General features: G+C 46.4%; 22 protein-coding genes and 1 other RNA gene. 15 read left to right on the top strand and 8 right to left on the bottom strand.

What is annotated here, in order from left to right; translation table 11 throughout:
• The first annotated feature begins 244 nt into the window (after positions 1-244).
• Positions 245-2,896 (top strand): EAL domain-containing protein, encoded by a 2,652-nt coding sequence (locus QT994_RS17320; protein WP_445243918.1) that lies wholly within the window; start codon positions 245-247, stop codon positions 2,894-2,896.
• A gap of 376 nt (positions 2,897-3,272) precedes the next feature.
• Here the strand turns inward: QT994_RS17320 and QT994_RS17315 are convergent, their stop codons facing one another.
• Positions 3,273-4,925 carry an alpha-amylase family glycosyl hydrolase gene (locus tag QT994_RS17315; RefSeq protein ID WP_333176446.1) on the bottom strand — a complete coding sequence of 551 codons (1,653 nt, stop codon included), beginning with the start codon at positions 4,923-4,925 and terminating at the stop codon, positions 3,273-3,275.
• 484 nt (positions 4,926-5,409) lie between these two features.
• A complete protein-coding gene (locus QT994_RS17310; RefSeq protein WP_333042026.1) occupies positions 5,410-6,129 on the bottom strand; it encodes a response regulator transcription factor in 720 nt (239 codons plus the stop codon).
• Between the two features lie 398 nt (positions 6,130-6,527).
• On the opposite strand from QT994_RS17310, the gene QT994_RS17305 reads away from it, so the two are divergent.
• Positions 6,528-8,393: an ATP-binding protein gene (locus QT994_RS17305; RefSeq protein ID WP_333176443.1), complete on the top strand. Its 1,866-nt coding sequence runs from the start codon at positions 6,528-6,530 to the stop codon at positions 8,391-8,393.
• 376 nt (positions 8,394-8,769) lie between these two features.
• On the opposite strand, the gene QT994_RS17300 is transcribed toward QT994_RS17305, so the two are convergent.
• On the bottom strand, positions 8,770-9,297 hold the full coding sequence (locus tag QT994_RS17300) for an orange carotenoid protein N-terminal domain-containing protein (RefSeq protein WP_242716741.1): 528 nt from the start codon (positions 9,295-9,297) through the stop codon (positions 8,770-8,772).
• 328 nt (positions 9,298-9,625) lie between these two features.
• On the opposite strand from QT994_RS17300, the gene QT994_RS17295 reads away from it, so the two are divergent.
• Entirely contained in the window at positions 9,626-9,991 is a 366-nt protein-coding gene (locus tag QT994_RS17295; RefSeq protein WP_333176441.1) for a hypothetical protein, read from the top strand.
• Between the two features lie 290 nt (positions 9,992-10,281).
• On the opposite strand, the gene QT994_RS17290 is transcribed toward QT994_RS17295, so the two are convergent.
• Both QT994_RS17290 and QT994_RS17285 read right to left on the bottom strand, forming a co-directional pair.
• A complete protein-coding gene (locus QT994_RS17290; RefSeq protein WP_333176439.1) occupies positions 10,282-11,439 on the bottom strand; it encodes a glycerate kinase in 1,158 nt (385 codons plus the stop codon).
• 311 nt (positions 11,440-11,750) lie between these two features.
• Positions 11,751-12,083 carry a DUF565 domain-containing protein gene (locus QT994_RS17285; RefSeq protein WP_333176437.1) on the bottom strand — a complete coding sequence of 111 codons (333 nt, stop codon included), beginning with the start codon at positions 12,081-12,083 and terminating at the stop codon, positions 11,751-11,753.
• 361 nt (positions 12,084-12,444) lie between these two features.
• On the opposite strand from QT994_RS17285, the gene QT994_RS17280 reads away from it, so the two are divergent.
• The 3 genes from QT994_RS17280 (at position 12,445) to QT994_RS17270 (ending at position 15,782) form a co-directional block, all read left to right on the top strand.
• A complete protein-coding gene (locus QT994_RS17280) occupies positions 12,445-13,026 on the top strand; it encodes a hypothetical protein (protein WP_333176435.1) in 582 nt (193 codons plus the stop codon).
• A 280-nt stretch (positions 13,027-13,306) separates the two neighbouring features.
• Positions 13,307-15,313: a glycosyltransferase family 39 protein gene (locus tag QT994_RS17275; protein ID WP_333176433.1), complete on the top strand. Its 2,007-nt coding sequence runs from the start codon at positions 13,307-13,309 to the stop codon at positions 15,311-15,313.
• Positions 15,314-15,539: 226 nt separating this feature from the next.
• A complete protein-coding gene (locus QT994_RS17270) occupies positions 15,540-15,782 on the top strand; it encodes a hypothetical protein (RefSeq protein WP_333176431.1) in 243 nt (80 codons plus the stop codon).
• A 23-nt stretch (positions 15,783-15,805) separates the two neighbouring features.
• Here the strand turns inward: QT994_RS17270 and QT994_RS17265 are convergent, their stop codons facing one another.
• On the bottom strand, positions 15,806-16,417 hold the full coding sequence (locus QT994_RS17265; RefSeq protein WP_333176429.1) for a hypothetical protein: 612 nt from the start codon (positions 16,415-16,417) through the stop codon (positions 15,806-15,808).
• 24 nt (positions 16,418-16,441) lie between these two features.
• Between QT994_RS17265 and QT994_RS17260 the strand changes: the two genes are divergently transcribed.
• The 9 genes from QT994_RS17260 to nuoK all read left to right on the top strand — a co-directional run bounded on the left by QT994_RS17260 (position 16,442) and on the right by nuoK (position 23,093).
• Entirely contained in the window at positions 16,442-16,681 is a 240-nt protein-coding gene (locus QT994_RS17260; RefSeq protein WP_333176427.1) for a hypothetical protein, read from the top strand.
• Positions 16,678-16,992 carry a ParE family toxin-like protein gene (locus tag QT994_RS17255; protein WP_333176425.1) on the top strand — a complete coding sequence of 105 codons (315 nt, stop codon included), beginning with the start codon at positions 16,678-16,680 and terminating at the stop codon, positions 16,990-16,992. The genes QT994_RS17260 and QT994_RS17255 overlap by 4 nt, the downstream gene beginning before the upstream one ends.
• 14 nt (positions 16,993-17,006) lie before the next feature.
• The gene (locus QT994_RS17250) at positions 17,007-17,246 is read left to right on the top strand and encodes a type II toxin-antitoxin system Phd/YefM family antitoxin (RefSeq protein WP_333176423.1); all 240 of its coding nucleotides are present in this window, start codon (positions 17,007-17,009) and stop codon (positions 17,244-17,246) included.
• Between the two features lie 43 nt (positions 17,247-17,289).
• Complete coding sequence (locus QT994_RS17245; RefSeq protein ID WP_333176421.1) at positions 17,290-19,071, top strand: serine/threonine-protein kinase; 1,782 nt, start codon at positions 17,290-17,292, stop codon at positions 19,069-19,071.
• A gap of 235 nt (positions 19,072-19,306) precedes the next feature.
• Positions 19,307-19,697, top strand: a transfer-messenger RNA (tmRNA) gene (gene ssrA, locus QT994_RS17240).
• Positions 19,698-20,056: 359 nt separating this feature from the next.
• Positions 20,057-21,175, top strand: a complete 1,119-nt coding sequence (nuoH, locus tag QT994_RS17235; RefSeq protein ID WP_333045582.1) for an NADH-quinone oxidoreductase subunit NuoH — start codon at positions 20,057-20,059, stop codon at positions 21,173-21,175.
• Positions 21,176-21,278: 103 nt separating this feature from the next.
• Positions 21,279-21,854 carry an NAD(P)H-quinone oxidoreductase subunit I gene (gene ndhI, locus QT994_RS17230; RefSeq protein WP_333042046.1) on the top strand — a complete coding sequence of 192 codons (576 nt, stop codon included), beginning with the start codon at positions 21,279-21,281 and terminating at the stop codon, positions 21,852-21,854.
• A gap of 116 nt (positions 21,855-21,970) precedes the next feature.
• A complete protein-coding gene (locus QT994_RS17225; RefSeq protein WP_333176419.1) occupies positions 21,971-22,594 on the top strand; it encodes an NADH-quinone oxidoreductase subunit J in 624 nt (207 codons plus the stop codon).
• Between the two features lie 193 nt (positions 22,595-22,787).
• On the top strand, positions 22,788-23,093 hold the full coding sequence (gene nuoK / locus QT994_RS17220) for an NADH-quinone oxidoreductase subunit NuoK (RefSeq protein ID WP_228042566.1): 306 nt from the start codon (positions 22,788-22,790) through the stop codon (positions 23,091-23,093).
• Between the two features lie 80 nt (positions 23,094-23,173).
• Here the strand turns inward: nuoK and folB are convergent, their stop codons facing one another.
• Together folB and QT994_RS17210 are read right to left on the bottom strand one after the other, a co-directional pair.
• Positions 23,174-23,539, bottom strand: a complete 366-nt coding sequence (gene folB / locus QT994_RS17215; protein WP_333045579.1) for a dihydroneopterin aldolase — start codon at positions 23,537-23,539, stop codon at positions 23,174-23,176.
• 153 nt (positions 23,540-23,692) lie between these two features.
• Positions 23,693-25,060, bottom strand: coding sequence for a serine/threonine-protein kinase (locus tag QT994_RS17210; protein WP_333176417.1), 1,368 nt, complete (start codon positions 25,058-25,060; stop codon positions 23,693-23,695).
• Positions 25,061-25,389: the final 329 nt, after the last annotated feature.

The raw sequence follows: 25,389 nt of genomic DNA, 5'->3' as shown, positions 1-25,389 counted from the left end.
TCGATCGGACTTGAGTCCTCACTACTTGTCTGCTCGCTCATTCCTTGCCTTGTAACTGCTGTGAAAAAGCCGGTTTCTCACCAAAATTTGTCGAAAAACCAGAAAGAACTCCAGAAACGGGGTTTTTAAATCCCGGGTTGGGTAAGTCTTATAGACGCGAGGAAAATGTTGTATTCTATAATACAGGGCGAGTTAACACGGTGGCTCGCAAAAATGCTGTCAACAGCCCTGGAGATGAAAAGGGATGGCCCGCACCAAAGTGAGACAAATGTCACGATCGACCCTGGAACAAGAGATTTTACTCAATCGAATTACCAATCGCATCCGCAACTCTTTAGAACTGCAAGAGATTTTGACGACAACGGCGCGAGAAATCCGCAGTTTTTTAGCTAGCGATCGAGTAAAAGTTTATCGCTTTGAGGCCGACGGTAGCGGCGAGGTCATTGCTGAGTCCATCAACGGCGACAATTTGCCATCTATGCTGGGTTTGCGCTTTCCACCAGGCGACATTCCCCAGAGTGCTCGGGAAATGTTTCTTAAAGCGCGCCAGCGAGTGATTGTAGATGTGGAATTGAAGCATCAAACACTTAATCGGTTAGATTGTCCCGAAACCGGCAAAACTTTAGCAGTTGAAGATATTAGCTATCGTCCTGTAGACCCCTGTCATGCTGAATATCTGAAGGCTATGGGGGCCCGTTCTTCTCTGACGGTGCCGATTTTGCATCAAAATCACCTTTGGGGACTGTTGGTGTCTCACCACAGCCAACCGAAACGGTTTAGCGATCGAGAATTGAAAATGGTGCAGTTGCTTGTGGATCAACTTTCAATTGCGATCGCCCAATCTTTTCTGCTGAGTCAAGCTCGACAGCAAGCGCGCGACGAAGCCGTTGTAAACCAAATTACCAGTTTGCTGCATTCTCCTCTGGAACTAAACGAAATTCGCAAAGCAGTTCTCGAACAAACTGTCAAGCATTTGCATGGTTCGGGAGGACGACTGTACCTTGCAGCGGAGTTTGGCGATCGGCCAGCTTTGCTTTATACCTGTGGCCAGCAGCCCACGGACCTCGACCTTGAACTCAGCCCGTTTTGGCAGCAGATCATGGGGTTTGACCACCAAGGCGATCAAGCAAAAACTGCTAATCATCCCAGGCAATTAGGTATTTTTGAAAATATATATTCCCAGAATTACAGTTCAATTGACAGCAATGTTTCCAGTTTTCTTGTACCGCACTTGTACGCAATTTCCGATATTTCTAAAGAACCTCAACTTAAATCTGTATCTGCCAATTTAGTCGCAGCTTCCATTCGATCATTTTTGGCAGTACCGTTGCAATATCGGCAACAGTGCATCGGCTGTCTCACCGTTTTTCGCAGCCCTATACAAACCGAAATTTTGTGGGCGGGCCGTTGCAGTTCGGACGCCCGGAACGATCGTCCCCGACAGTCCTTTGCAGCTTGGAAAGAAATCAAAACCGGCGAAGCTCAAAAGTGGACCAGCGAGGAACAGAAGCTAGCACAATCTTTAGGAACTCACCTGTACATGGCTGCAATGCAGAGGCGCGTCGAGGCGATGATCCGACATCAAGCTTCTCACGACCCATTAACTGGTTTACCTAATAGATTACTGTTTAATGAAAGGCTGTCTTTAGCTTTAGCTAGCGCTCACCAAAATGGAGAAATGCTGGCAGTAATCTTTCTAGATTTGGATCGATTTAAAAATGTTAACGATACTCTCGGTCACCCAGTGGGCGATTTGTTGCTGCAAAGTGTATCTCAGCGTTTGAGTAAGTGTTTGCGCGTGGGGGATTCGATTGCTCGTTGGGGCGGAGATGAGTTTACTGTGCTGCTGTACAATATCAATACCCCAGAGGAAGCAACTAAGATTTGCCAGGTAATTATCCAGAGTCTAAGCAGTCCTTTTGATTTTGAGGGTCTGGAACTTTATACTAAGGCTAGCTTGGGAATTGCTTTGGCTCCTTATGACGGAGAAGATGCAGAAACTTTGCTGAAAAATGCTGATGCTGCGATGTACAAAGCTAAACAGAAAGGTCGCAATAATTATCAGTTTTACACGCGGGCGATCGGCAGTAAAGTCTCCGAGGATCTTAACTTAGAAAATCATCTTTACAAAGCTATAAAAAAAACTGAGTTTGTCCTGCACTATCAACCGCAAATAAACTTAAATACTGGCAAAATAGTCGGCATGGAAGCTCTGATTCGCTGGGATCATCCCGAACGCGGTTTGATTTCTCCCGATCGATTTATTCCCTTAGCTGAGGAAACAGGATTAATCTGCCAAATTGACGAATGGGTGATGCGGACTGCTTGCTTGCAAAATCGAGAGTGGCAGTTACGGGGATTGCCGCCGATGCGAATAGCGGTGAATTTATCAGCCCGCCAGTTTCTGCAACCTCACACAGTACAAATCATCGCTGAAATTTTATCAGAAACCAAGTTAAATCCCGAATATTTAGAAATAGAAATTACCGAGAGCATTGCTATGACAGATGTGAGCTTTACGCTGTCGGTATTGCAGCAGTTGAAGGACATGGGAATTCACATTTCTCTGGACGATTTTGGCACCGGTTATTCTTCACTGTGGTCTCTGAAAAGCTTTCCCCTCAATAATTTAAAAATAGACAAATCTTTCGTGGCCGATTTGGTGACCGGTAGCAGCGGTGCTACTATTGTGAAACTGGCGATCGGCTTGGGACAGGGCCTGAATTTACAGGTGATTGCCGAGGGAGTGGAAACAGCAGAACAGTTGGCATTTTTGCACTCGCATCAGTGCGATATAGGTCAGGGTTACTTCTTTAGCAAACCAATACCGGCGGCCGCTATAACCCAATTGTGCCTAGAAAATCAACGGGGAAACAAACAAGAGCTTCTATTTTGAGTTGGGAATCAGATTTATTCTGAAAAGCGATATCTGTAGGACACGGCGAAAGCCTTTGTCCCTACGGCTGGCTTTTAATAATTGGTATAAGATGGAGGACTGTAGCAAGACTTTTTTAAATTGGTATTACATTATGTCCGCTAGAACGACCACAATAAAATTGGTTTGTAGTAATACCAATTTAATGTGAAGTTGCACATATCTCGATCCCCCTAAATCCCCCTTAAGAAGGGGGACTTTGAGCGGAATCTTGTCCCCCCCTTATTAAGGGGGGCTAGGGGGGATCTGATTCTACGGGGCCTCATAAAAAATTGGTATAAGGGCTAAAGTCCTCACTACAAACAGGTTGATTAGGGGTAATGGGCTAGATTTGATATTACTGCCAAACAAACACTTTCGCTTCGTATTCCGGCAAGTCTATCATAATATTGTTATCGCCCGATTCCACATCATAATTGCCCGTCCATTCGTGCCACGTTCCGTTTGCCGGGAAGTGGGGAACGCTGTAACCAGCTAGATAATTTTCCGACATATTCGCCACTACTACAACTCTCGAACCTTCATCGTTCCAGCGAGTGTAAGCAAAAACTTTCGACTCGGGGTCTTCGTGGAAAAATTCAATGTTTTCTGTGTAAAGTGCTTGGTTATTTTTACGCAGGTGAATTAAGCCTTTGTAGTATTCCCACAAACCTTTATTCAGGTCATTTCCTAGCAGCGTCCAGTCAATCTTAGCTTGCTCAATTGTTTTGGCTTTGTATTCGCCAAATTCTTCGCCCATCCAAATTAGTGGCACGCCAACTGCTGTCATTAACAGCACGGTTCCTAATTTCGCCCGCTTGAAGGCTGCTTCATCCAAAATTCCGCGATCGCCCAATTCGGCAAAAACGCGATCGTGGTCGTGATTGCTCAGATAATTCACTACATTCGTAGCACCCAAGTAACCTTGCCGCTTGCAGTCGATTACCTCTTTGAGGCGTTCTAAATCAAAATTGTCGCCGCAGAGTTGTGGAATTATCGAGTGATAGAAACTGTCGTGCCAGCAGCCGTCCATCGGCCCGTCTAGATTCGTGATGCTGGGCTCGTCGGGAATGAATTCGGCAACGGTGTAAAACGGTTTGGGGCCGGCGACACTTTTGGCTTCTTGAACGACCCAGTGCATGAAATCGTAGTTAGCAATTTGTCGGGCCGCGTCGAAACGAATGCCGTCGAGATGATATTCTTGAATCCAGAAGCGGACTGTATCGCCAGCAAATCTGCGCGCCGGGAAAGTTCCTAAGTTTTCGTCGTAGAATTCGTAGTTAAATTCCGGGCCCCAATTGTTGTCTGCATCGCGGGGTTCGTGGTGATACCAATAATCGTGATCGATTTGAGTGAGGGGGCTCGACGCTTCCGAGTGGTTGTAAATCCCGTCCATGATGACGCGAATCCCGCGCCCGTGACACTCGTCTATCAGGTTTTTGAGTTCTTCTGTGGTTCCGTAGCTGGACTCGGCAGCCAAGAAGTAGCGGGGGTTGTAGCCCCAACTGTAGTCGCCCGGGTATTCTTTGAGGGGCATGAGTTCGATCGCGTTGATGCCGAGTTCGACTAGGTAATCGAGTTTTTCGACGACGTGCTTGTACTTGCCGCGGGCCAGGGGATCAGCTTCGCCGCCGGAAAAGTCAGCAACGTGCATTTCATAAATCACTAATTCCCGATCGGCCGGTAGCGGTTTGTCGTCGTGTTTCCAGACGTAGGTATCAACAATGCGCGACCCATCTTTGATCCGAACAAGGCCGTTTTGAGTAGGATCGTCGATGTCAGTCGCGTAGGGATCGACCACATCTACCCACTGATCTGCTTCCAGAAACCAGCTTTTCGACTGAACCCGAAATTTGTATTGATAAACGCCATCCTCCAACTCAACTCGCGTGCAGAAATAACCTTCTTCGTCTTTTTCCATCGGAATCTCTTCCCAATTAGAAAAAGAGCCAATCAAGGCAGCTCCTTTATTGTAGGGAGCAAATAACTTGAATTCAATTGGAGCAGCCATAATACCTCTTTCTAAAATATTTCAGTAGCAGTTGATACTTTTAATTTGGCAAACTTAAGCGGACTCAGCATCGCTCTGCGGATATAATTTATTTAAGCCTTAACTATTTCTAAAAGTATGGTAATCTTGCCTCTGCCTGCGCCTTTTATGAAGTGATATCGCGCAATATGGGCAGTGTGAGCGAAATTTATCTAACTGGCGATCGCCCAACAATAAGTATTAGTAGTATGAGATTTTTTTAGCATCTATCTTAAGGTAGATTTACTTGTTAAAACATTAAAAAAATATCTGTAGTGGGATAGATGCCACTTTAAAGTTTACCCTTTTTCTAACAACAAACAATTGCTCGGCTGGTGCACACTGCCTCCCCTAATTTTTCTGTAACAATTAGTCAGTCGGTGTACAGTGCACACCCTAAATCAGTGGCCGTAAGGTGCGCTAGGCGCACCCTACTTTTAACTTGATTTTGCCTGACGATAAGGCTTCATCCAACCAAGCCAGAACGCAGGGCGAGAACGGCAGCCTGAGTGCGGTCATCAGCACACAACTTGTTCAAAATATTGCGGACGTGAGTCTTGACTGTACCGACAGTAATGTAAAGCTTTTCGGCGATTGCAGCATTGCTGTAACCCTGCACGATCAGTTCCAAAACCTCTAATTCCCGCTCGGTTAAAGGGTAAGTCTCAATAATGTGGCTAAACTCGGGTTCGGCAGCCTTAATTGTGACTCTTTTGCCCTCCGCCTTCGGTTCTTCCGGTGCGGGTTCCTGAGTGCGAGCTTGTTTCAGGACGATACGGGCGATCGCCGGATCAATCCAAGAGTTACCTTCGTGAGTTACTTTTACTACATCCAACAACTGATCGAAGCTAATATCTTTCATGCAGTAAGAGTCAGCTCCGGCGGCAAAAGCTGCCAGAACTTCTTCTTCATTGTCCTGAAAAGTCAGAATCAAAATTTTTGTATCGGGATCAGACTCCGCTACCGATTTTTTGAACTTTTGTGTAAGTTCAATGCCATCAAAATCCGGCAACCCAATATCTACAATTGCCACGTCAGGTTTTGAAGACTGAAGCAGTTTCAATCCATCTGTAGCGTTAGCGGCATCGCCGACAACTTCTATCGTGTCACGCTGTTGTAAAGCTGTGCGAATGCCGACTCTTGTTAGGTCATGGTCTTCTATCAAAGCAACGCGAATTTTACTCATCTTTCTTCCAATAGTCCCCTAAACTTTTAAAATATCGTCAACTGACTCAGCTAAACTGAGAAAATTTGAGAATGTGTCCTGATTTATGGTTTGACAGGTCGCACATCATTTTCAAGCATACTCATGCAGCCGCCAAGAAAGCAAGTTAATTTTTAAGTTCTTTGGCGGCGATGCCTGCACGAGCCTTCCTCGGGACAGGTAAGCTCTCAATGTTTCAATAGTTTAACTGAATTATCTCATTGTCCACCCCTTGATAGAGGTAAAGATACCACTACCCGGATAAGTTTAAAGTATAAAAAATTTTGAGGCACTTGGACCGTCAAAATAAATAAAGCTAGCAGTACGAGTCTTTAGCCGGTGTTAGGGCTCAAGTTCTATGGTTATTTATACAACCTGTTATGACTCACTACAACGGCAAAAACTCTTTTCCCTCGGAGTTTTCCGACGCGGAAATATTACACAAAGTATCTAAAATAACATCCCCCCAACAGCAAGTTGGCGATCGCGAAACTGAAGAAGATCGCCTGTGGGAGGCAACTCCTCACATAATTTGGAAAGCATATGCCGGTGGCTGGGTGACTTACTTAGGTCAGTGCTGGGAGGAATATACGGGGGTACCAGCAGCAGCAGCTTTGGGTTTCGGCTATCTGGCGCAGGTTCATCCAGAAGACCGTCCTCGTCTGTTGGCGAAGTCGCGCATTTGTGAGTTCCCGCCGCCAAGTTACGAAATTATATTTCGTCTGCGGACGCGAGAGGGGACTTACCGCTGGAATTTGGCCAGAGCCACGCCCGCTAATCCAGAGAGCCAGGAAGTTTTAGAATGGATGGGAACGTACACAGATATGGACGCGCTGCAACAAACTCAAGTTGATCCCCAAGCAGGATCAGAATTTTTGCCCCATCAAGCGCGCTCGGAAGCCAACTTCAAAGCAGAAAAGTTGTGCGAAGCCGGGACGCTAAGGGACGGGGGGCAGGATTTGCACGCGATTGATCGGTTTACAAATCTGTTGAGCCAGCGCGCGGGTAACTTGGGTCAGTTGTTGCAAGCCATCGCGGACGCGACTGTAGAGGCGATCGCCGGAGCTGAATTTTGCCTGGTTGCCCTCCGGGAGAGCGATTGCACAGGGCTGAAGCTCAGCGCTGTCGGAGGCGCGGAAAACTTTGCAGCAGGCAAAACCCCCCACGTGCAAAACAAGCTGCTGTGGAAAGCATTTGCGACGGGAGAGCCTGTACTGTGGTGCTCGGAGTGCGAAGGCTGGCTGCCGGCGGCGGCCTGTGCAGCGGCGATCGAGTCGGGCGAAAACGGGCGTTTGGGTGTGTTGGCGATCGGCAACGAGAAAGACACTAAGGCGATAGACGGGCAAACTCAGCAACTGCTAGCGGTGATGGGAAAACAAGCTGCGATCGCGATTAACAGCGCGCGGGCGATCGAAAAATTAAAAAAGCAGGAACAGCTTTTAGACTTACAAAACGAGCTGCTAATTCGCCAGCAGGAAGAACTGGAAAATCAGGGCCGACGCATTCAACAGCAAAAATTGCAACTGCTAGAAGCAGCCAAGTTAAAATCGCAATTTTTGGGCATCATGTCCCACGAATTGCGAACTCCCATGAATTCGATTATAGGCTTTTCCCAATTGCTGCTACGCCAGCACAAACAACTGCTCAGTACCCAGCAAAAAGACATGGTGGGGCGCATTTTACATAACGGCAAAAACCTGCTAGTGCTGATTAACGATATCCTCGACCTCTCCAAAATCGAGAGTGGCCGCATAGAACTAGAAATTGAAGAATTTGATTTAGCGCCTTTAGTAATGGATGTCGCCCTGGAATTCAGAAATCAAGCCACGGAAAACAATGTGGTAATGTCTGTCAGCGTGTGCTTGCAAAATCAGTTGATAGTTAATGACAAGTTGCGCCTGCGGCAACTTTTGGTCAATCTCGTTTCCAACGCGGTTAAATTCACGCATCGGGGCAGCATTTGCATTGAAGTGCGGGAATTAAATTGCGATCGGCTAATTATCACTGTTCAGGATACAGGAATCGGTATCTGTGAAACTGCTCTTCCCCACATTTTTGACAAGTTCCGCCAAGCCGACCAAACCACAACCCGTCACTATTCAGGCACCGGTTTAGGACTAGCTATTTGTGCCTCTTTAGTCAAGATGATCCATGGCACAATTACTGCCGAAAGTCAACTAAAAAAAGGTTCGACATTTCGGCTCGAATTTCCGCGAAAAATTCACCACAAAAAACTCATTTCCTGACTGCCAACATTATATATATAAGAAGCGGCGGTTAAAACCGCTCCTACAAAAACTTTTGTTACTCTATAAGACACTAAAAAATCAACAGGGCTAATATCGATTCCGGTTGAACCCGAATGATTGTTGACTGTTGACTGTGATCCAAAAAAACGGAAAATTGGGCTTATATTTTGTGGCAGATTGAAGGAGAATTAGGCAAAAAAATGGTTTGACGACCGAATTATAGCAGTAAGGTGCGCCGAAGAGCACCCTACATATACACGACTAAGGCAAAAAAAGGTTTGACCTGCGAACTATAGCGGTAAGGTACGCAATTTAGTCCGCAGAGACGGACTTCTTTTGACTCTATGCAGCGGTTTGAAGCGCCGAGTTTTCTTTAAAGACTAGAAGTTTTCCCTACTTCGGCCTGAGTAGCAATTGGTTTAACATCGGTGTAGCCCATATTATTAGCTACGTCGCGCAGCACTGTAATTTGCTGTTCAAACTCAAGACCTTCAATTTGACCCAACACGCCATTGACAGCCTCAGTTGCCTCATATCCTTCGGGGATATCGACAATTGTTTCCCCCATACCAATAGCCCAAGCATACCAAACCACCAACTGATTGTTAGCAGTTAAAGCTCCGTAAGCGTGAGAATACGGCGTGTCGTCGCGGTTGACAATACCGCGCATTATATTCAGTTGTTGGTCATGGGAAAGCTTGTAAAAATCATCGAGCAGCATGGGAGCTAACTGTGGGTCGGCGGCGGCGGGAGCGGCTGGTGTAACTGAATCTCCCATTTTTTCATAAACAAAGTAGAGAAGCGCCAGTTTTTCATCTGTACCCAACCCGTTGATTGCCTGAACGATGTTTTGAGTGTCGTTGGAGAGAGAGTGAGGATTGGTCGCGGCGGGTGAGTTCATAAATAAAATTCCTTAAAAATGTTTCCAGAATATATAAGTATCAAGATTTGTAAGTGCAAGTCACCCTCCCCGAGAGGTAATACGATTTTAGATTTTAAATTTTAGATTTTAGATTAAACAATGGAGAATGACTGAGTATGTATGGGTTTGGAGCTTGCCTAAAGCTGCATTCTTTTCGGAAAGTGGTGTAATGTTAAGGCACTACCCTAGAAGAAATCATTCTTAAGATAGAAGCCAACGATACATCTGCGGGTAGATGAAAAAGCCGGGGATTGAAAGTAATAATTGATACAGTGAATTGTTAAATAAAACTAGCAAGGAGTCGGCTATGTCTGAAATCAATACAGAAGTCAATAACACTGAAAACTTTGACGCTCAGCAGATCACTGAAAGCGCGGAAGCTGGAGAACAAAAGTTGCCAACCGTTGATGTATCAGCAGACTACGAAGCTTCAAAAGAATTCAGCGTTAGTGACATCGATCGCACGGGTGCCGGCGCTCAAGCTGCCGCCGCTGCAACTGCACCTAAATTTGATATTCCGGCTCCTAAAGACATCCCCCTGCCGGCAGATACAAGCGGCAATCCCAATGATTTTCGTTCGATGGCTCAGGACATTACGCCTGCTGGTACACCGGGCAATGTTACCGACGATTTGATGCAGAAAGCGATCGATCTTGGGACTCCCGGCAGTTAATTTAGAAATTCTCCATCCTCGACGGACAACCTCTGTATTGTAGGGTGCTTATGGCGCGCCTTACCCCTATAATTCGCGCGTCAAATCACTTTTTGCATAAGTCCTGAATTGTCAAGTGAGCGCACGATAAGCTGCAATATAGCAATCCTAAATGAGTCGTAAATTTTTGACCTCACCCCAGCCCTCCCCTTGATAAGGGGAGGGAGTAAGAAATTCACAAATGATTTAGGATGGCTCTAGAGTAGGGACACAACCATGTTGTGTCCTTAAGCAGTTAATTTTTTGTGTCCCTAATCGCTTAATTTTAAGTCGATCGCCCGACAAATTTGGCCGACAGTGCGATCGCCCAAAACTTCAATTACTAAATCCACCCCATCGCCCTCCAGCATCGACTTAATAAATAACTCGGGATGTAGCGCTTTCCAGAAGTATTCAACAAACCGATTAATTTCAGCTTCTGACATTCCCGACTTCCCCGCCGCTATCATTTCCCGTTCCGCCTGATTGCGCCAGACTTGAGAAATGCGATAATCTTGGGGATACAAAACCATCAACCGATCTAATCGGTTCCACAGCGGCAGATAGTCGTGCAGCTTCGCATTCATATCGCGCGCAAACTGACAGTCGCCCTCTGTGGAAATCGGAAACGGTGCAGCCGCCAAAAACTCGTTCAATTTCGCATCAGCCACCGGATTCACGCCGACAAACCAACCTTCAAAAAGTACAATATCCGCACCGGAAATAATTTCGGGTTGACTTCTATCTCCTGCACCTCCGTAGGCAGATTTGTCAAACCTGGGAATTTCTATATTTTTAATTATATCCGGTTTGAGAGCATCAGATTTGGGATTGTCAACTGCTGCTAATTCGCGAGTGTGAGAACCGCGCAACTTGTCTAAAACAGCGATTCCCAAGTCAATATCGTGAGTGCCGGGGGGGCCGCGCCAAATTAAACGCGGGTCGGCTTTTTGGAGTTGTTGGCGATCGGCATAAGTCTTGTAAATATCGTCTAAAGAAAGGCTGACAGTAGAATATCCCATTTTTCCCAGAATCAGCCTCAAAACTTGGCATAAAGTAGTTTTTCCGGTTCCTTGCCCTCCTAAAATTCCTTGAATTAAAGGACGGTTTAAACTTTGTTTGGCAGCCGATAATTGCATTGCCAGCGGCAGCCACAGATGCCACAAAGTTTCAAGAAAAGCAGTTGACTTTAAGGGGAAAGTATGCAGTTCGTCAAGAAGAGAAAAGAATAAATCGGTTTTGCAGCGGACAACATCGGCTACAGTGTCGGGAGTAATGCCAAAAGCGCGCGTTAGCGAAGCCCTCGAAGAGGATCGCACATCATCCGCCAGTTCCCAAAAAGCCAGTTGATCGAAGTCGGGAGCGATCGGGCGATCGCCCGCTTGCCACCGGCGTAAAATTTCAACAGGGGTTACAGTCGATCGATCCATATTCTCCAAGCTCTTTATGGGGGGGTTTTGTACAAAAATAATTATCTGCAATTGACAAATATTTTACCCCACCCAAAACGGATACAAACCCCAACTCCTGTCGTGGAGAGATCCCACATTTCGACCTTAGTTCAAAATCCGAAATTCATCTGTGGAATACATCTCAAATCTAAAATCCTTCGACTGAGGGCTGAGGCCGAAGTCTAAAATCTCAAATCGACTGACACTAAACTCGGCACTACAGGTTCAAATTTTTTTAAGAGCACGTTTATATAAATACTATCTACAGCAGACAAATATTTCACCATTTTTTAAGAGCCGAGTTTGAAAGCCTCGACAAATAAATTGTAAGTCAGACCAATTTTCAGAGCATTGAGCATCTCCACCCACAAAGAACGGGCGGCAGACCGTCGGCCACCGTAAACCAGCCAGTTCGCAAACTCCGTCAACAACACCAACAGCCCGGCTGCGATAATATCCCAATCCGCAGATTGTCCGGCGATCGTCGAAATAGCTGTTCCCAAAAAAGTACCGAACAGCAGGCTAATTAGCAGGAGCGAAATCCGCCGCCAAGGATTGCTAAGCCAGCCTCCGAAGCGATCGCCCAGAACATCAATCAATCTGTTAATTCGGGTATTCTGCATAAAAGTTATACCACTTGAGATGTGAGATGTGAGATTTGAGAGGCGGAATGACTGATGAATATTAGGGTTGGGAGTACGGGCTTATAGTGGCATTCTTTTTTTCAACTGGTATTAAAAGTTATACGGATGAGTAAACAAATGACTCTCACAACCAACTCCAAATCCTTATCGGTGTCAGTATGTCGCAATCTAAAATCTAAAATTTAACATCTAAAATGGTATTGAGCGATCGGCGCTTTATAGCCGAGAACGCTCAAGTAATTAAGTGTAACTGTATCTTGTGGCACAGCAGCCCCGGGTTTTACATTAAAAATAGTTAAGACTCATTGCGGGTGCAGCCTATCCTTTAAGCCTAAAATTTATGAATCTTAAAATTTACCAGATCGTAATGGGAGTGTCGATCGTCCTAATTACAGGAATGTTTCTAGGACGTTTTGAAATCACTATCTCCAACGGTTCAAATCAGTCGAGCGATTGGCCCTCACAAGCCACCGCATATCCCCCCACACCCCCCGTTTCCCCAGTCGCGACACCTTCTGCAGGCACCGCCAGCGAGCCCAAATCCGACTCAATACCAACCCCCCCAGATCCAGAAGAGGAATTGCTTTCCTCAATCCCTGCAAATACTACTAATGCCTCCGGCCGTCTGCGCGTTAGCAATCGCAGCGAACACCCAGTGCGAGTGGCCCTGCTGTCGAAACGGCAATCCAAGGAATCCTACGGCAAACCGGCGCACTGGGATTTTGCACCGGGGGAAGGCGGCGGCAAGGGACTGATGCTATCGCTGCCGGATGGCAATTTAGAAGTCAAACGGGGAGACATTCTGGTGGTTTTTGCTCAGGATGGTTCTCGCCGCTACTGGGGGCCTTACGTCGCCGGGGAGACAGCCTCGCCCGCTTGGAACAGCACAGCCGGAGAATGGCAATTAATTTTGCAGCCGTGAACACTTAGCTGCAGGTGCCGAGATTTTGGTCGAGAAACCCGGTTGATACGATTTTATTGAAAACGATGCGGCTATGTGAGGTTAAACTCACATAGCCGCACCATTATAAAGAACAGGCAAGATGCCTGTTCCACAAAGAGTGAATTTTCTTGTGGGGAGTACGGGTTGGGCAGGAGATCCCGCCCATGAAATGCTGGTTGAGAATGGTGCAACATCTCTGTTGAACCGGATTTGATCGACTTGGGAGTTTCGAGAATGCGAATCTTTCGGTAGACTCTCTATGCGAGCTAAAATTTTAAATCTAAAATCGCAGGAAGTTTGGGTGAAGGAAGTTATTAAAAGTTTGTCAGAGTTTAGAAATCGCCCGTTAGCGAAGCCCGCCCCTACGGGGGCTACGCCAACGAAGAGGATCCCACCAAAGCTGCTGTCGCTATTGTGGCTGTTCGCGATCGCCTGGGTAGGTTTCTTGTGGAATCTCGGCAACATCGGTTTAGTTGACGAAACCGAACCGTTGTTTGCCGAAGCCGCCCGTCAAATGACGGTGACAGGGGATTGGATCACTCCTTATTTCAACGGCGCAACCAGGTTTGACAAGCCGCCGTTGATTTACTGGCTGATGGCGGTGGCGTACCGCACTCTGGGCGTTAACGAATGGGCCGTGCGTCTTCCGTCGGCTTTGTGCGCGATCGGTGTGACTTGCCTCGGATTTTATACCCTATCGAAATCCCAGGAAGAAGGAAGTTCGGCAACGGATTCTGTAACGGATTTAACGGATGTCAGGAAGCAGGAAGAAGTTGGATGGAAGCCGGAAGAAGAAACAGAGAATCAACACTCAAAACTCAAAACTCGCCGTCTTCCCCTCTTTTTTTCTACTCCTTGGATTGGTGCGGCCCTAATAGCTTTAAATCCCCACACTATTGCCTGGGGACGAACTGGCGTTTCAGATATGCTATTAGTCGGCTGTATGTGTTCGGCACTCCTCGCATTTTTCCTCGGTTACACTCTAGAAGAACAGAGAGAACAAGCAGAATTTTCCACTGTTTCCGCTTCCCGATTTCCCAATAAGTGGTATCTAACTTTTTACGTACTAATTGCCTTAGCAATTCTGACTAAGGGGCCTGTGGGAATTGTCGTGCCAGCGCTGATTATTGGCGGTTTTGGGCTTTATTTGGGAAATTTTCGGCAACTTTGGCGCGAAATGCGTCCGGTGTCGGGAATCTTAATTATTCTGGCGATCGCCCTGCCTTGGTACATTTTGGTTATTTTAGCCAACGGTCAAACTTATATTGACAGCTTTTTTGGCTATCACAATTTCCAGCGTTTTACTGGAGTAGTCAACAAGCACTCGGCGCCTTGGTATTTTTACTTTTTTGTAGTGCTAGTTGGTTTTGCACCTTGGTCGATTTATTTGCCTGTGGCGATCGCCCGTACTCGTTTTTGGCAGCGCAGTTACTGGCGTCGTCAACCGCGATCGGCTCAGTTGAGTTTATTTGCCCTATTTTGGTTCGGCTGCATCTTTGGCTTTTTTACGATCGCCGTGACCAAATTGCCGAGTTATGTATTGCCTTTAATCCCCGCCGCAGCGATTTTGGTAACGCTGCTGTGGAGCGATATCATTGCAGGTAACGAACCAGAAAACAGGCGGACAAAGTTAGAAAAAAAACCGAATTCTTTACCGCGAGGACTGTTAGTTACATACATTTTCAATGTCGTATTTTTATTAATGATAGCCGGAGCAACTTTCTACTGCTACCACTGGCTGGGAGACGACCCGGCAATGCCCAATTTTCCCCAAGCAATTCAGCAGTCGGGATTGCTGATTGTCGGCGGTACGATTTGGATAATTACAGCGGTGGCGATCGCACTTTTACTGTGGCAGCGCCAACAGCGCTGGATTTTGGTTGCTAACCTCATCGGGTTAGTAGCATTTATCATCTTTGGTCTTACTCCCGCCTACAAAGTGGTCGATATCAACCGCCAGTTACCCCTGAGACAGTTAGCACAGGTTGCCGTTCAACAAAAACTGCCAGGGGAAGAGTTTATTATGGTTGGTTTCTGGAAACCAAGTCTGGTTTTTTATACCCAAGAGCCGGTGACTTACTACCGATCTCTGACAAAGGGGCTCGACTACATTAAGGAATCTAAAAACCCAACTTCTCCCTCTATTTTGTTGCTGGGATATCCAGAAAAATTTGAGCAATTAGGATTGCAGCCAAATCAATATCAATTGTTGGACAGTCGGGGCGCCTACCAACTCGCCAGGGTTCCGAGAACAGCGTTTCGATAGTGTATTGTACTGCGGCTATGGTGATGCGAGTCGTTGGAGCGGACTTGCAGGGTTTCGTTCCAGCGCTTAAATTTGGGGTCCTGCCACTCAATAGTGCCGTTTGGCTGCCGTTTGGCTAAGGGTTGTGGCGGTAATTTGAAGGTTCTCGGTTGGAGCATTAAATCTGGCAGATTGAATAAAAGCTATAATCTACTCACTATCTACAACCCGAAGCTCCGAGCCTACAATGGTTTCAATTCTCAACAAACCATCCTCGTTAATCCATGAGATTTGCATTGAAAAAGTCGAGGGGTGGAAGTTGTTCAAATTTAGTGAATCGCTCCAACAGCGCATGGAACAATTGTTAGAGAAGAAAAAGGCAGATCAACTAATAGCAGAAGAGGCAGCGGAACTAGACGCCATTGGGGAATTAGATCGTATCTTTACCCACATCAATGCAATGATGGCGACTCAAGATGTCAATCAGTGAGCCGACGAGACAGAACGTTTGGGTTAGCCACGCCCTTCAATGTATCCCTTGACAAGTTGGGTAAAAGCTAATATCTCAAGCATTAAGTAGGTGAATAAATTAGCTATTATAAATGATTTATTCACTTTGCGTTTTTCAATTATTTTTAGTCCCAAACTCCCTATTAATAATTCTAGGAAAACGGAAAAGAAAAACATAGGAATGAGTGTAATCATAATTTCCAACGGCAGAAATGGAAAAGAACCAGGCTGTACAGGCACGCTTGTGTGGAAGACGAGCTCTCCAATAGACGCCCCAATACATACGATAATAAAACCTCCCCCAATCGTCGATATGATATTTGTTGTAAAAGCAATAAAACTTGCTTTTAGGATACTGAGATTGAGTAGGCTTTTGTGAATGTAAGCTTCTATTGCGATAATTGGGATTAGCAAAATAATTTGATAAAAAACACTCTGACTGAATAGTGGAATTCCTGAATTAGCGAGATATAGAGATGTATTTAAGTGCATGAAAAATCCCGTATAAAACATAGAAGTGGGTCTCCCGTAGTTAGTAATGATGATAATTAGCCTGCCATTTGTTCGCCCTACCCTCAACTTGCCTGAAACAATGGATAATGGATAGGATGCCATTTTAATTGTAAAAGTGTGGTAGCTATGACTGAGTTACTGGAACGTGCGTTAGCGGAGCCCTCGAAGAGGATCGCCAAGTTGAAAACATTGTCTGCCAGCGAACAAGATGCCCTCGCTTCAATGATTCTGGAAGAACTTGAAGACGATAGGCGCTGGGCTCAAGCATTCTCCCGTTCCCCAGATGCTCTTGCTCAACTCGCAGCTTCAGCAATGGCTGAGTATCATGCAGGCAAAACCCAAGAACTCGATCCAGAAACATTGTGAATTCACGCACTACAACCGAGTTCCGTAGATTATTTGCTGATTTACCCGAACAAGTTCAACAGCAGATACGCGGGGCGTATAGCCAGTTCAAGGAATACCCAAGTCATCCAAACCTGCGTTTCAAGAAGGTGCATCCAGACTTACCAATCTACTCAGCCCGAATTAGCAAAAACTATCGAGCAGTGGGTCAGTTGGACGGAGAACACTGTAATCTGGTTTTGGGTTGGTTCACACGCAGAGGAGGACAAGTTTCTGGGGCAGTTGTAGCAGTGTCTACAGCCAGCCAATATCAATTAGAAAAGTGTATTTAGACAAATGGAAAATTATGATCCCAATTAATGAAGCTCAACATCAGTTGCAGCAGTCGATCGTTCCCATGAGTCACTCGCATCAACCGATCGCGATCGCACGACAGACTAGCAATACAGTATTATTATCTGAATCAGACTCCGCATCGGTTGCCCGTGAAACATTGTATCTTCTCTCAATGCCGGAGATGCGGGAATCAATTCGGGAAGGAATGGCAACGCCGATCGAGGAGTGCGATCGCTCTTTGGAGTGGTGAGGAGATCCGACCATACGTGCCATAATCAGCGATATTCTCTGGTATGCGATCGCCTGAATCTATGGATGCGCTAATCGGCAAAACTTTACAGGGTGGAAAGTACACCCTCGAACAAGAATTGGGAAGAGGCGGCTTTGGAATAACTTTCAGGGCAAATCACCGCTATTTAGGACAGCCTGTAGTCATTAAAACCCTCAACGAATCTCTGCGGCAGCAACCCAATTTTGCTGAGTTCGATCGCAAGTTTCAAGACGAAGCGAGGCGGTTGGCTTCCTGCGTCCATCCCAATATTGTGCGCGTCAGCGATTTTTTTGTGGAAGACGGGCAGCCTTACATGGTGATGGATTACATAGCCGGTCAGAATTTGGGCGATGTAGTGTTGCCAAATAGACCGCTTCCAGAAGAACTCGCAATTTCCTACATAACTCAAATTGGCGCTGCTGTGAAGGCGGTTCATCAAAAGGGTTTGCTGCACCGAGATATCAAACCACAAAACATTATTCTGCGCCAAAATACTCAGGAAGTTGTGTTAATTGATTTTGGAATTGCCCGCGAGTTTACTCCCGGTGCAACTCAATCTCACACTAATATGGTGTCCGATGGCTACGCGCCGCCAGAACAGTATTTTGCCCAAGGAAAATACACGCCCGCCACAGATGTTTACGGTCTGGCCGCGACGCTTTATACTTTGCTGACAGGACAAGTGCCGGTGGCTGCAATTCTCCGCACCAGCCAACCGATGCCTTCACCCCGCGACTTGCAGCCTCAGCTAAGTACAACCGTCAGCTCTGCGGTGATGCGGGGGATGACGGTAGAGGCTCAAAATCGCCCTGCTAGCGTGGATGAGTGGCTGTCGCTGCTGCATGGGCAGGGGAGTGCATCGTCGCCGAGCACCGGACCGACGGTGGCGGTCATTCCGGGACACGGGCCTCAATCGCCTGCGGGTTCCCGAACAGCGCCTGCTGTGGTGCCTTCAGGGGAAGGCAACCGCAAGGTTTGGTGGATTTTAGGGTTGGTGGCGATCGCACTTATTGTGGCAGGTTTTGTCGGTATTGCTAGGGTTTTCCTCAACCGGCCGTCTTCGGAACCCGCACCAGTGGCCCAGGACGATCGCACTTCGGCCCCCGCAGATCCAGACACGCGCTCAAGCCCCACACCAATTCCCGCGCCGACACCAACGCCGGCGCCGACTCCCAGAGAAACTCCAGCGCCTGCTGCTGAAACTCCAACACCAGCGCCAACTCCAACGCCTGCTGCTGAAACTCCAACACCAGCGCCAACTCCAACACCAGCGCCAACACCAGCGCCAACTCCCGAAGCTGTCGAACCCACACCAACAGAAAAACTTGTTGACAAAGAGTTGCCGCCAGATCGATCGCCCGCACCCAGCGAACAACCGGGAACCAGTTATCAGAAGACTCCCACAATCCCTGGGTTTGCGGTTGGTACGGCGGAAAGTCAAATTTTATCCCAATTGGGAGAACCCACTGACTCTCAAGCCCGGGGCTATTGGCCGAATACTCGCACTGCACTTTACGAAATATTGCCGAACCGGATTACTCTCGGCTACATTTACGATCGCGATTCGGGCCAGCTAGTACAAACAGAGGGTTCTTTTGCCCCGTCGGTGGACGATTTGGTAGTGCGAACCGCCTTAAACGGGATGGTGGGCGGCGCCAGCCGGGAGATTTTGCAAGGCTTGGGCCAGGTGCAGCAGCGCCGGAGTAATCGGTTTACGTTTAGGAAGGGTTCGCTGGAAGGGATGATCGAACGCAACGAGCGCGATCGGATTTACATCGGCGTCTGGGACGACAACTTGCATTAAATTTGGCATGGCTGACATTTTGCACCCTTGTCAATAAACCTTGAAAGAGCGGGTTCTGGGGCCCACCCCACAGGAAAACTCAACTCTTGTGGAACAGGCATCTTGCCTGTTCAAGAAAATGGTGCAAGATGTAAATATTCCCGACTCAGCTTTGTGCCAAAATCCAAAATCCAAAATCTAAAATCGCTTGACTTGACGCAACACGAAATATTGTCTATGATTAAAGAACACACGAGGGGCTGTAATGGTTTCGACAGGGTGGCGAAAGCTGCTCCGTGATGCAGGTCGAGAGGGAGTCTACTCTCGTTAATATCGGCTCAAACAAAAAAGTAAATGCGAACAACATCGTTCCTTTCGCTCGCAAAGCCGTAGCTGTAGCCTAAAAACTTCTTGAGCTTGGTTTAGAGTGTATGCCACCTAACTCCGTTAACGGTAGCATAACAACCCCCAACGGATGCCCTAGCTAAACGTTTCTAGTCGGCTAGCTAGGAAAGCAATCACTAGAAAATCCCCCCATTTGGGATAAAGATGGTTCCCGCCCTGAGGATTAGAAGGGATAAACCTGTGAACGATCGGAAGGTAAATACCCGCTTTGGACGGCAGTTCGATTCTGCCCAGTTCCATAAAAAAAGTGACGTAAAATCAATGGTTTAAACCATTTGAAAGGCACTTTAAAGCATTAAAAGGGCCCAGAGTTAACTCTGGGCCCTTTTGTTTGGCATTCAATGTTCATTCAATCTAAAATCTAAAATTGATCGAGCCGATCGAGCGGCCAAGTAAAAATACATAAATTACCAACCCATTAGCCAAGCTGCGGGGTCATATAATTATAACTTCACCCTGTCTGTGCGTTCTTGGAGCCTGTCGGGCGATATACTATTAGGCGGTAAAGCATTAAAAATCTTTACAAAGACCCCGATTTCTAAGCCTACTCCTACAAAGGACGGGTGAAAAATTATATGCTGATCGCTCAAAAGCTGGACAAATGAACCCAGGAATTGACTTACAAGGAAGTTTCGTAGAAGCCCTCATGAATTTGGGCTTACCGGCGGACATCGCCCAAGTGCTTTGGCTACCGCTGCCGATGTTGCTGATGATTGTCGCTGCCGTTTTCGGGGTACTAACTAGCGTCTGGCTGGAACGGAAAATTTCCGCCGCCGCTCAACAGCGGATAGGCCCGGAATTTATCGGCCCTCTGGGAGTGCTAGCACCCGTTGCTGACGGTCTGAAGTTGGTATTCAAAGAAGACATTGTACCCGCAAAAGCTGACGCGCTGCTATTTACTCTCGGCCCGGTAATTGTGGTGATTCCAGTTTTTCTGTCTTACTTAATCGTGCCCTTCGGAGAGCATATGCTGATCGCCGATATGGGGACAGCGATATTTCTGTGGATTGCCCTGTCTAGCATTCAGCCGATCGGCTTGCTGATGTCGGGCTATGCTTCAAACAACAAATACGCCCTCCTCGGAGGACTCAGAGCAGCCGCTCAATCCCTCAGCTACGAAATTCCCCTAGCTTTGGCAGTATTGGCAGTCGTGATGATGTCCAATAGCCTCAGTACGATCGACATCGTACACCAGCAAGCCGGCTACGGCATTGTCGGCTGGAACGTCTGGCGGCAACCAGCCGGTTTCCTGATTTTCTGGATTGCAGCACTCGCAGAATGCGAACGCTTGCCCTTTGACCTCCCGGAAGCAGAAGAAGAATTGGTAGCAGGATATCAGACTGAGTACACAGGCATGAAATTTGCTTTGTACTATATCGCTTCCTACGTTAACCTCGTCCTTTCTTGCCTGCTAGTAGCAGTTTTGTACCTCGGCGGCTGGGAATGTCCGATTCCTGTCGAAGTGCTGACAAATGCCCTGGGATTGAGCGAGACGACTCCTTGGTTGCAGGTAATTACCGGTTTGCTGGGCATTACGATGACCATGTTGAAAGCCTACTTTTTCCTGTTTCTGGCAGTTCTGCTCCGGTGGACTCTGCCGCGAGTGCGGATCGACCAATTGCTAGATTTGGGATGGAAGTTTTTACTTCCCGTTGCTCTAGTTAATTTGCTATTGACTGCAGCTTTGAAACTTGCGTTTCCCTTTGCTTTTGGCGGTTAATTAATAATAGGTAAAGGGCAATAGCTAAACAAAAATAGCTGTTAACCAATTACCTATTATCAATTAGCAATTACCAAAAACTCAAGTACAGAGAGAGAACACCATGCTAAAATTCCTCAATCAAGTAGGCGAATACGCCAAAGAGACTCTTCAAGCTGCTAAGTATATCGGTCAAGGGCTATCTGTTACTTTTGACCACATGAGACGCCGGCCGATTACGGTGCAGTATCCTTACGAGAAACTAATTCCTTCGGAACGTTTCCGGGGTCGGATTCACTTTGAATTTGACAAGTGCATCTCCTGCGAAGTCTGCGTTCGGGTGTGTCCGATCAATTTGCCTGTAGTGGATTGGGAATTTAACAAAGAAACTAAGAAGAAGCAACTCAAGCACTACAGTATCGATTTCGGAGTGTGTATCTTCTGCGGCAACTGTGTAGAATATTGTCCGACTAATTGTTTGTCGATGACAGAAGAGTATGAGTTAGCCACCTACGAACGTCACGAACTGAATTTTGACAACGTAGCCCTCGGACGTTTACCTTACAAGGTTACAGATGACCCGATGGTGACACCGATGCGGGAATTCGCTTATTTGCCGAAAGGTGCGATCGACCCCCATGAAGTTTCCTACACCGATCGCCGCGCCGGTCTGCGTCCAGAGGAAATTATCGAAAAGTAAGTAATTAGTCATTAGTCAGTAGTCATCAGTCATTAGTGAAATAACCAATTATTAATGACTGCTAACTAATGAGTAAAAACGAACAATAGAAAACTAATAATTGAGGATAAAAAATTGTGAATCTAGCTGAAGGGGTTCAAATTGTTTCATTTGGCATACTGTCCGTAATGATGATTGCAGGAGCACTAGGAGTAGTGCTGTTCTCAAATATCGTTTACTCAGCATTTTTGCTGTGCGGCGTATTTACCAGCATTGCCGGCTTGTACCTGTTGCTGAATGCCGACTTTGTAGCAGCAGCGCAGGTGTTGATTTATGTTGGCGCCGTTAACGTCTTGATTTTGTTTGCCATCATGCTAGTAAACAAGCGAGAAGACTTCCGCACAATTCCCAACGCTTGGGTGCGTCAAGTAGCAACAGCAGTAGTTTGCGTAGGCTTGTTTGCGCTTTTGGGTACGATGGTGGTATCTACTCCTTGGGCTATTGTCGCAACGACAGGAGCACCGGCCGAAAGTTCGATCGTGACTATCGCCAAACATTTCTTCACCGACTTTTTGCTGCCTTTCGAGTTAGCATCAGTGTTTTTGTTGATGGCAATGGTAGGAGCAATTGTCCTAGCACGCCGCGATTTTTTCCCGGATGAACTGTCAAAGAAGCTATCCGAAACACCTGCTTTGAGTTTGCCGGAAAGACCTCGCGAATTAGTTTCTGCCGGAGATGTGCCTTCGCCAGAATCTAAGTAAAAGTAGTGAGTCTAAATGATTCGTACAATTAAGGTAGGAGCAATTTACCCGTGGTTGCCCCGCTCGAAGGTAGGTACGGAGCACTACCCCTAATGTATGAATGATTTAGACACGCTACAGTAGGGTGTTCACGGCACCTATCTCTCTGTCTTGTAGTAATGTTGATTGAGAAAAACTCAAAAAATTTATGCAACTGCAACTCCAGTATTTCCTGTTATTAGCCGCCGCACTTTTCTGTATTGGTATTTACGGTTTGATTACCAGCAGAAATGCAGTGCGCGTGTTGATGTCGATCGAGTTGATGCTGAATGCTGTCAATCTCAATTTGATGGGTTTCTCCAATTATCTCGACCCTGTACAAATTAAGGGCCAAGTTTTTACCGTGTTTGTAGTTACGGTAGCGGCGGCTGAGGCTGCGGTGGGTTTGGCAATTGTTTTGGCGATTTATCGCAACCGCAATACCGTAGACATGGAAGAATTTAATTTGCTGAAGTGGTAATCTTAAATCGGGTTAATTGCAAATTATATTTGTAAAACGCGGTACATTTTTAGGGACACGGCACTGCCGTGTCCCTACTTTTAATTACTGTCTTTCGTTCTAGTAATTTCTAGAGTAATTCTGCCACCGAAATCAGGGATGGGGGCAGCAGGTTTCGAGAGTTGTAGTTTAACTTTTTCCACTAACGGTAGTTGTAAAAGCGCTTGAGCAATAGTATCTGCTAGGCGTTCGATTAATAAAAATTTCGACTCTTGGACTAGCTTTTGAATCAGAGTAATTGCGCTGCGGTAATCAAGAGTATGTTGAATATCATCACTTTTTCCAGCTTGCGATAAATCCAGCCATAGAGTAACATCCACTTCAAACCACTGCCCCAAAACTTGCTCTTCCGGCAGATAGCCCGTATATCCGTAACAGCGAATTCCTGTAAGTTGAATAGAATCCATTTTGCAATAAACTAAAAGTGCGTTGTCTATACCAGTTTGTATTAAACCAGATAAAGTTCTCTTTCTCTTCCCTCTCTTTTTTTGCCCTTTTCCTTCTCCCTCTGCGCTCTTTGCGCCCTCTGCGGTTCAATCACTCTTATTCTATCTTAGATTTTATAACTCTCCTCCTTTCTCCAACTTGTCGAGTAAATCTTCAGCAACTTCATACCATTTCCGCCTAATTTCAGCATCTTCTGGCTTTTCTGTCAAGCTGCGCCCTTGTAATTCTGGATATTTATTGTAATATAATTCATCCACTTTTTGATAGAATATATCTTGATTGATGTTGAGATTTTTGCGTCGTTTACCAATATTTTCTTGACGAATTATTTCGGCTTCCTCTAAGGACGTATCGGGAGGTTGCTGGCGCGAAGAAAATTTAGGTAACTCCGGCAACTGGGGCAACGTGAAACCAGATTTGACTACACTAAAAGCTAAAATTCCTGGCAATAAAACCACGCTTAAACTCCCTAGGGTTTTCCAAGGTATTAACTGGAAAATGTTGTTGTTTTTAACAATTTGAGGATTTTGGTGAACAGGAGTATGATTGCTGGTAGCAGTTTGAGTGGTGTTTTTGAAAGGGCGGCCGACAAAGTTCATTGTCACCATTTGGGAAATTATACTGCCAATTTGAGAGAGTTTTGGATCTTTGAGTGCTTCGCGGACTGCTTTTGCAGATTGGTAGCGATCGCCCGGTTGTTCTGCTAGCATCTTATCCAACACCGTAGGGAGATTTTGACTGACACTGACGTGCGATCGCCAATCCCAAGTTTTATTATTGATATCGTACAATTTTTGAGGCTTTTTGCCGCTTAGCAGTACCAAAGCCGTGACGGCTAAAGCGTACAAATCGCTAGCAGCAGAAACTTTACCCAGCCGCATTTGTTCGGCCGGCGAATAACCCTGTTTGCCGATCGCCGTATCCGATTGTCCGTTAAACTGAAGTACGGCATTGGCTGCGATTTGCTTGACGGAACCGAAATCAATTAAAAATGGTAGTTTGTCAGCATCATGCTGAATAATATTATCCGGGGAAATATCGCGGTGAATTAAATTTTTTGAGTGGATGTATTCTAAAACTGGTAAAAGCTGAAATAGCAGTTGAGTAACTTCGGCTTCGGTAAAATTTTTACCTTGTTGCTGGCGCGATATCAATATTTCTTCGTAGGTTTGACCCTTGATATAATCTTGCACTAAAAATAAAGATGGATTCCCGCCCAAATCCGTTCGCAGCAGTTCTCGAAACCTTGGAATTTGCGGGTGTTGGAGGTTGTAAAGCATACTCGCTTCGCGATCGAACAATTCGGCAGCTTTCGGGCTGTGAACCACCGGAGAAAACTCTTTGAGCACGCAATGTTCGTTGTAGCGGTTGATATCTTCGGCGAGGTAAGTGCGGCCGAAGCCACCTCGGCCCAATTCGCGGAGGATTCGGTAGCGTTTTTCGAGAGTTGAACCTGGGGTGAGGAGGGAGGAGTTAGACATAAACCACGGCAAATTGTTCGAGTAGGGGAGTCGTGGAGCACAGTATAGCTTATTGTAGCGAAAATTGTTGACAAGGGAGAGAAGAAAGAGCGATCGCCCCAGCAATATCAATCCTCTACTCAATAGCTTTAGCGATCGTTTGATGATGTAGACTCTCCCTCATCATTATCAAAAAAACGACTAAACTAAGCGCTATTTCTGAACTAGCTTTTAACTAGAATTGCTTCTCATCCTGATGCTGTCGTCAAATCGAGGTGAAGTCAACTGGCTGTGCATATTCTGCACAATTGTGACTCATTAGGTGATTCAGCTTTTAGGGAGATGTCTAA

Source organism: Microcoleus sp. S13_B4 (genome assembly GCF_036700885.1).
Classification (GTDB): Bacteria; Cyanobacteriota; Cyanobacteriia; order Cyanobacteriales; family Microcoleaceae; genus Microcoleus.
The sequence above is the reverse complement of the archived record's forward strand: the minus strand, read 5'-3'. Positions and strand labels throughout refer to the sequence as shown.

Coding starts and splice junctions, on each gene's coding strand:
- QT994_RS17320 (WP_445243918.1), top strand. CDS start 245: ATGGCCCGCACCAAAGTGAGACAAATGTCACGATCGACCCTGGAACAA.
- QT994_RS17315 (WP_333176446.1), bottom strand. CDS start 4,925: ATGGCTGCTCCAATTGAATTCAAGTTATTTGCTCCCTACAATAAAGGA.
- QT994_RS17310 (WP_333042026.1), bottom strand. CDS start 6,129: ATGAGTAAAATTCGCGTTGCTTTGATAGAAGACCATGACCTAACAAGA.
- QT994_RS17305 (WP_333176443.1), top strand. CDS start 6,528: ATGACTCACTACAACGGCAAAAACTCTTTTCCCTCGGAGTTTTCCGAC.
- QT994_RS17300 (WP_242716741.1), bottom strand. CDS start 9,297: ATGAACTCACCCGCCGCGACCAATCCTCACTCTCTCTCCAACGACACT.
- QT994_RS17295 (WP_333176441.1), top strand. CDS start 9,626: ATGTCTGAAATCAATACAGAAGTCAATAACACTGAAAACTTTGACGCT.
- QT994_RS17290 (WP_333176439.1), bottom strand. CDS start 11,439: ATGGATCGATCGACTGTAACCCCTGTTGAAATTTTACGCCGGTGGCAA.
- QT994_RS17285 (WP_333176437.1), bottom strand. CDS start 12,083: ATGCAGAATACCCGAATTAACAGATTGATTGATGTTCTGGGCGATCGC.
- QT994_RS17280 (WP_333176435.1), top strand. CDS start 12,445: ATGAATCTTAAAATTTACCAGATCGTAATGGGAGTGTCGATCGTCCTA.
- QT994_RS17275 (WP_333176433.1), top strand. CDS start 13,307: ATGCGAGCTAAAATTTTAAATCTAAAATCGCAGGAAGTTTGGGTGAAG.
- QT994_RS17270 (WP_333176431.1), top strand. CDS start 15,540: ATGGTTTCAATTCTCAACAAACCATCCTCGTTAATCCATGAGATTTGC.
- QT994_RS17265 (WP_333176429.1), bottom strand. CDS start 16,417: ATGGCATCCTATCCATTATCCATTGTTTCAGGCAAGTTGAGGGTAGGG.
- QT994_RS17260 (WP_333176427.1), top strand. CDS start 16,442: ATGACTGAGTTACTGGAACGTGCGTTAGCGGAGCCCTCGAAGAGGATC.
- QT994_RS17250 (WP_333176423.1), top strand. CDS start 17,007: ATGATCCCAATTAATGAAGCTCAACATCAGTTGCAGCAGTCGATCGTT.
- QT994_RS17245 (WP_333176421.1), top strand. CDS start 17,290: ATGCGATCGCCTGAATCTATGGATGCGCTAATCGGCAAAACTTTACAG.
- nuoH (WP_333045582.1), top strand. CDS start 20,057: ATGAACCCAGGAATTGACTTACAAGGAAGTTTCGTAGAAGCCCTCATG.
- ndhI (WP_333042046.1), top strand. CDS start 21,279: ATGCTAAAATTCCTCAATCAAGTAGGCGAATACGCCAAAGAGACTCTT.
- folB (WP_333045579.1), bottom strand. CDS start 23,539: ATGGATTCTATTCAACTTACAGGAATTCGCTGTTACGGATATACGGGC.
- QT994_RS17210 (WP_333176417.1), bottom strand. CDS start 25,060: ATGTCTAACTCCTCCCTCCTCACCCCAGGTTCAACTCTCGAAAAACGC.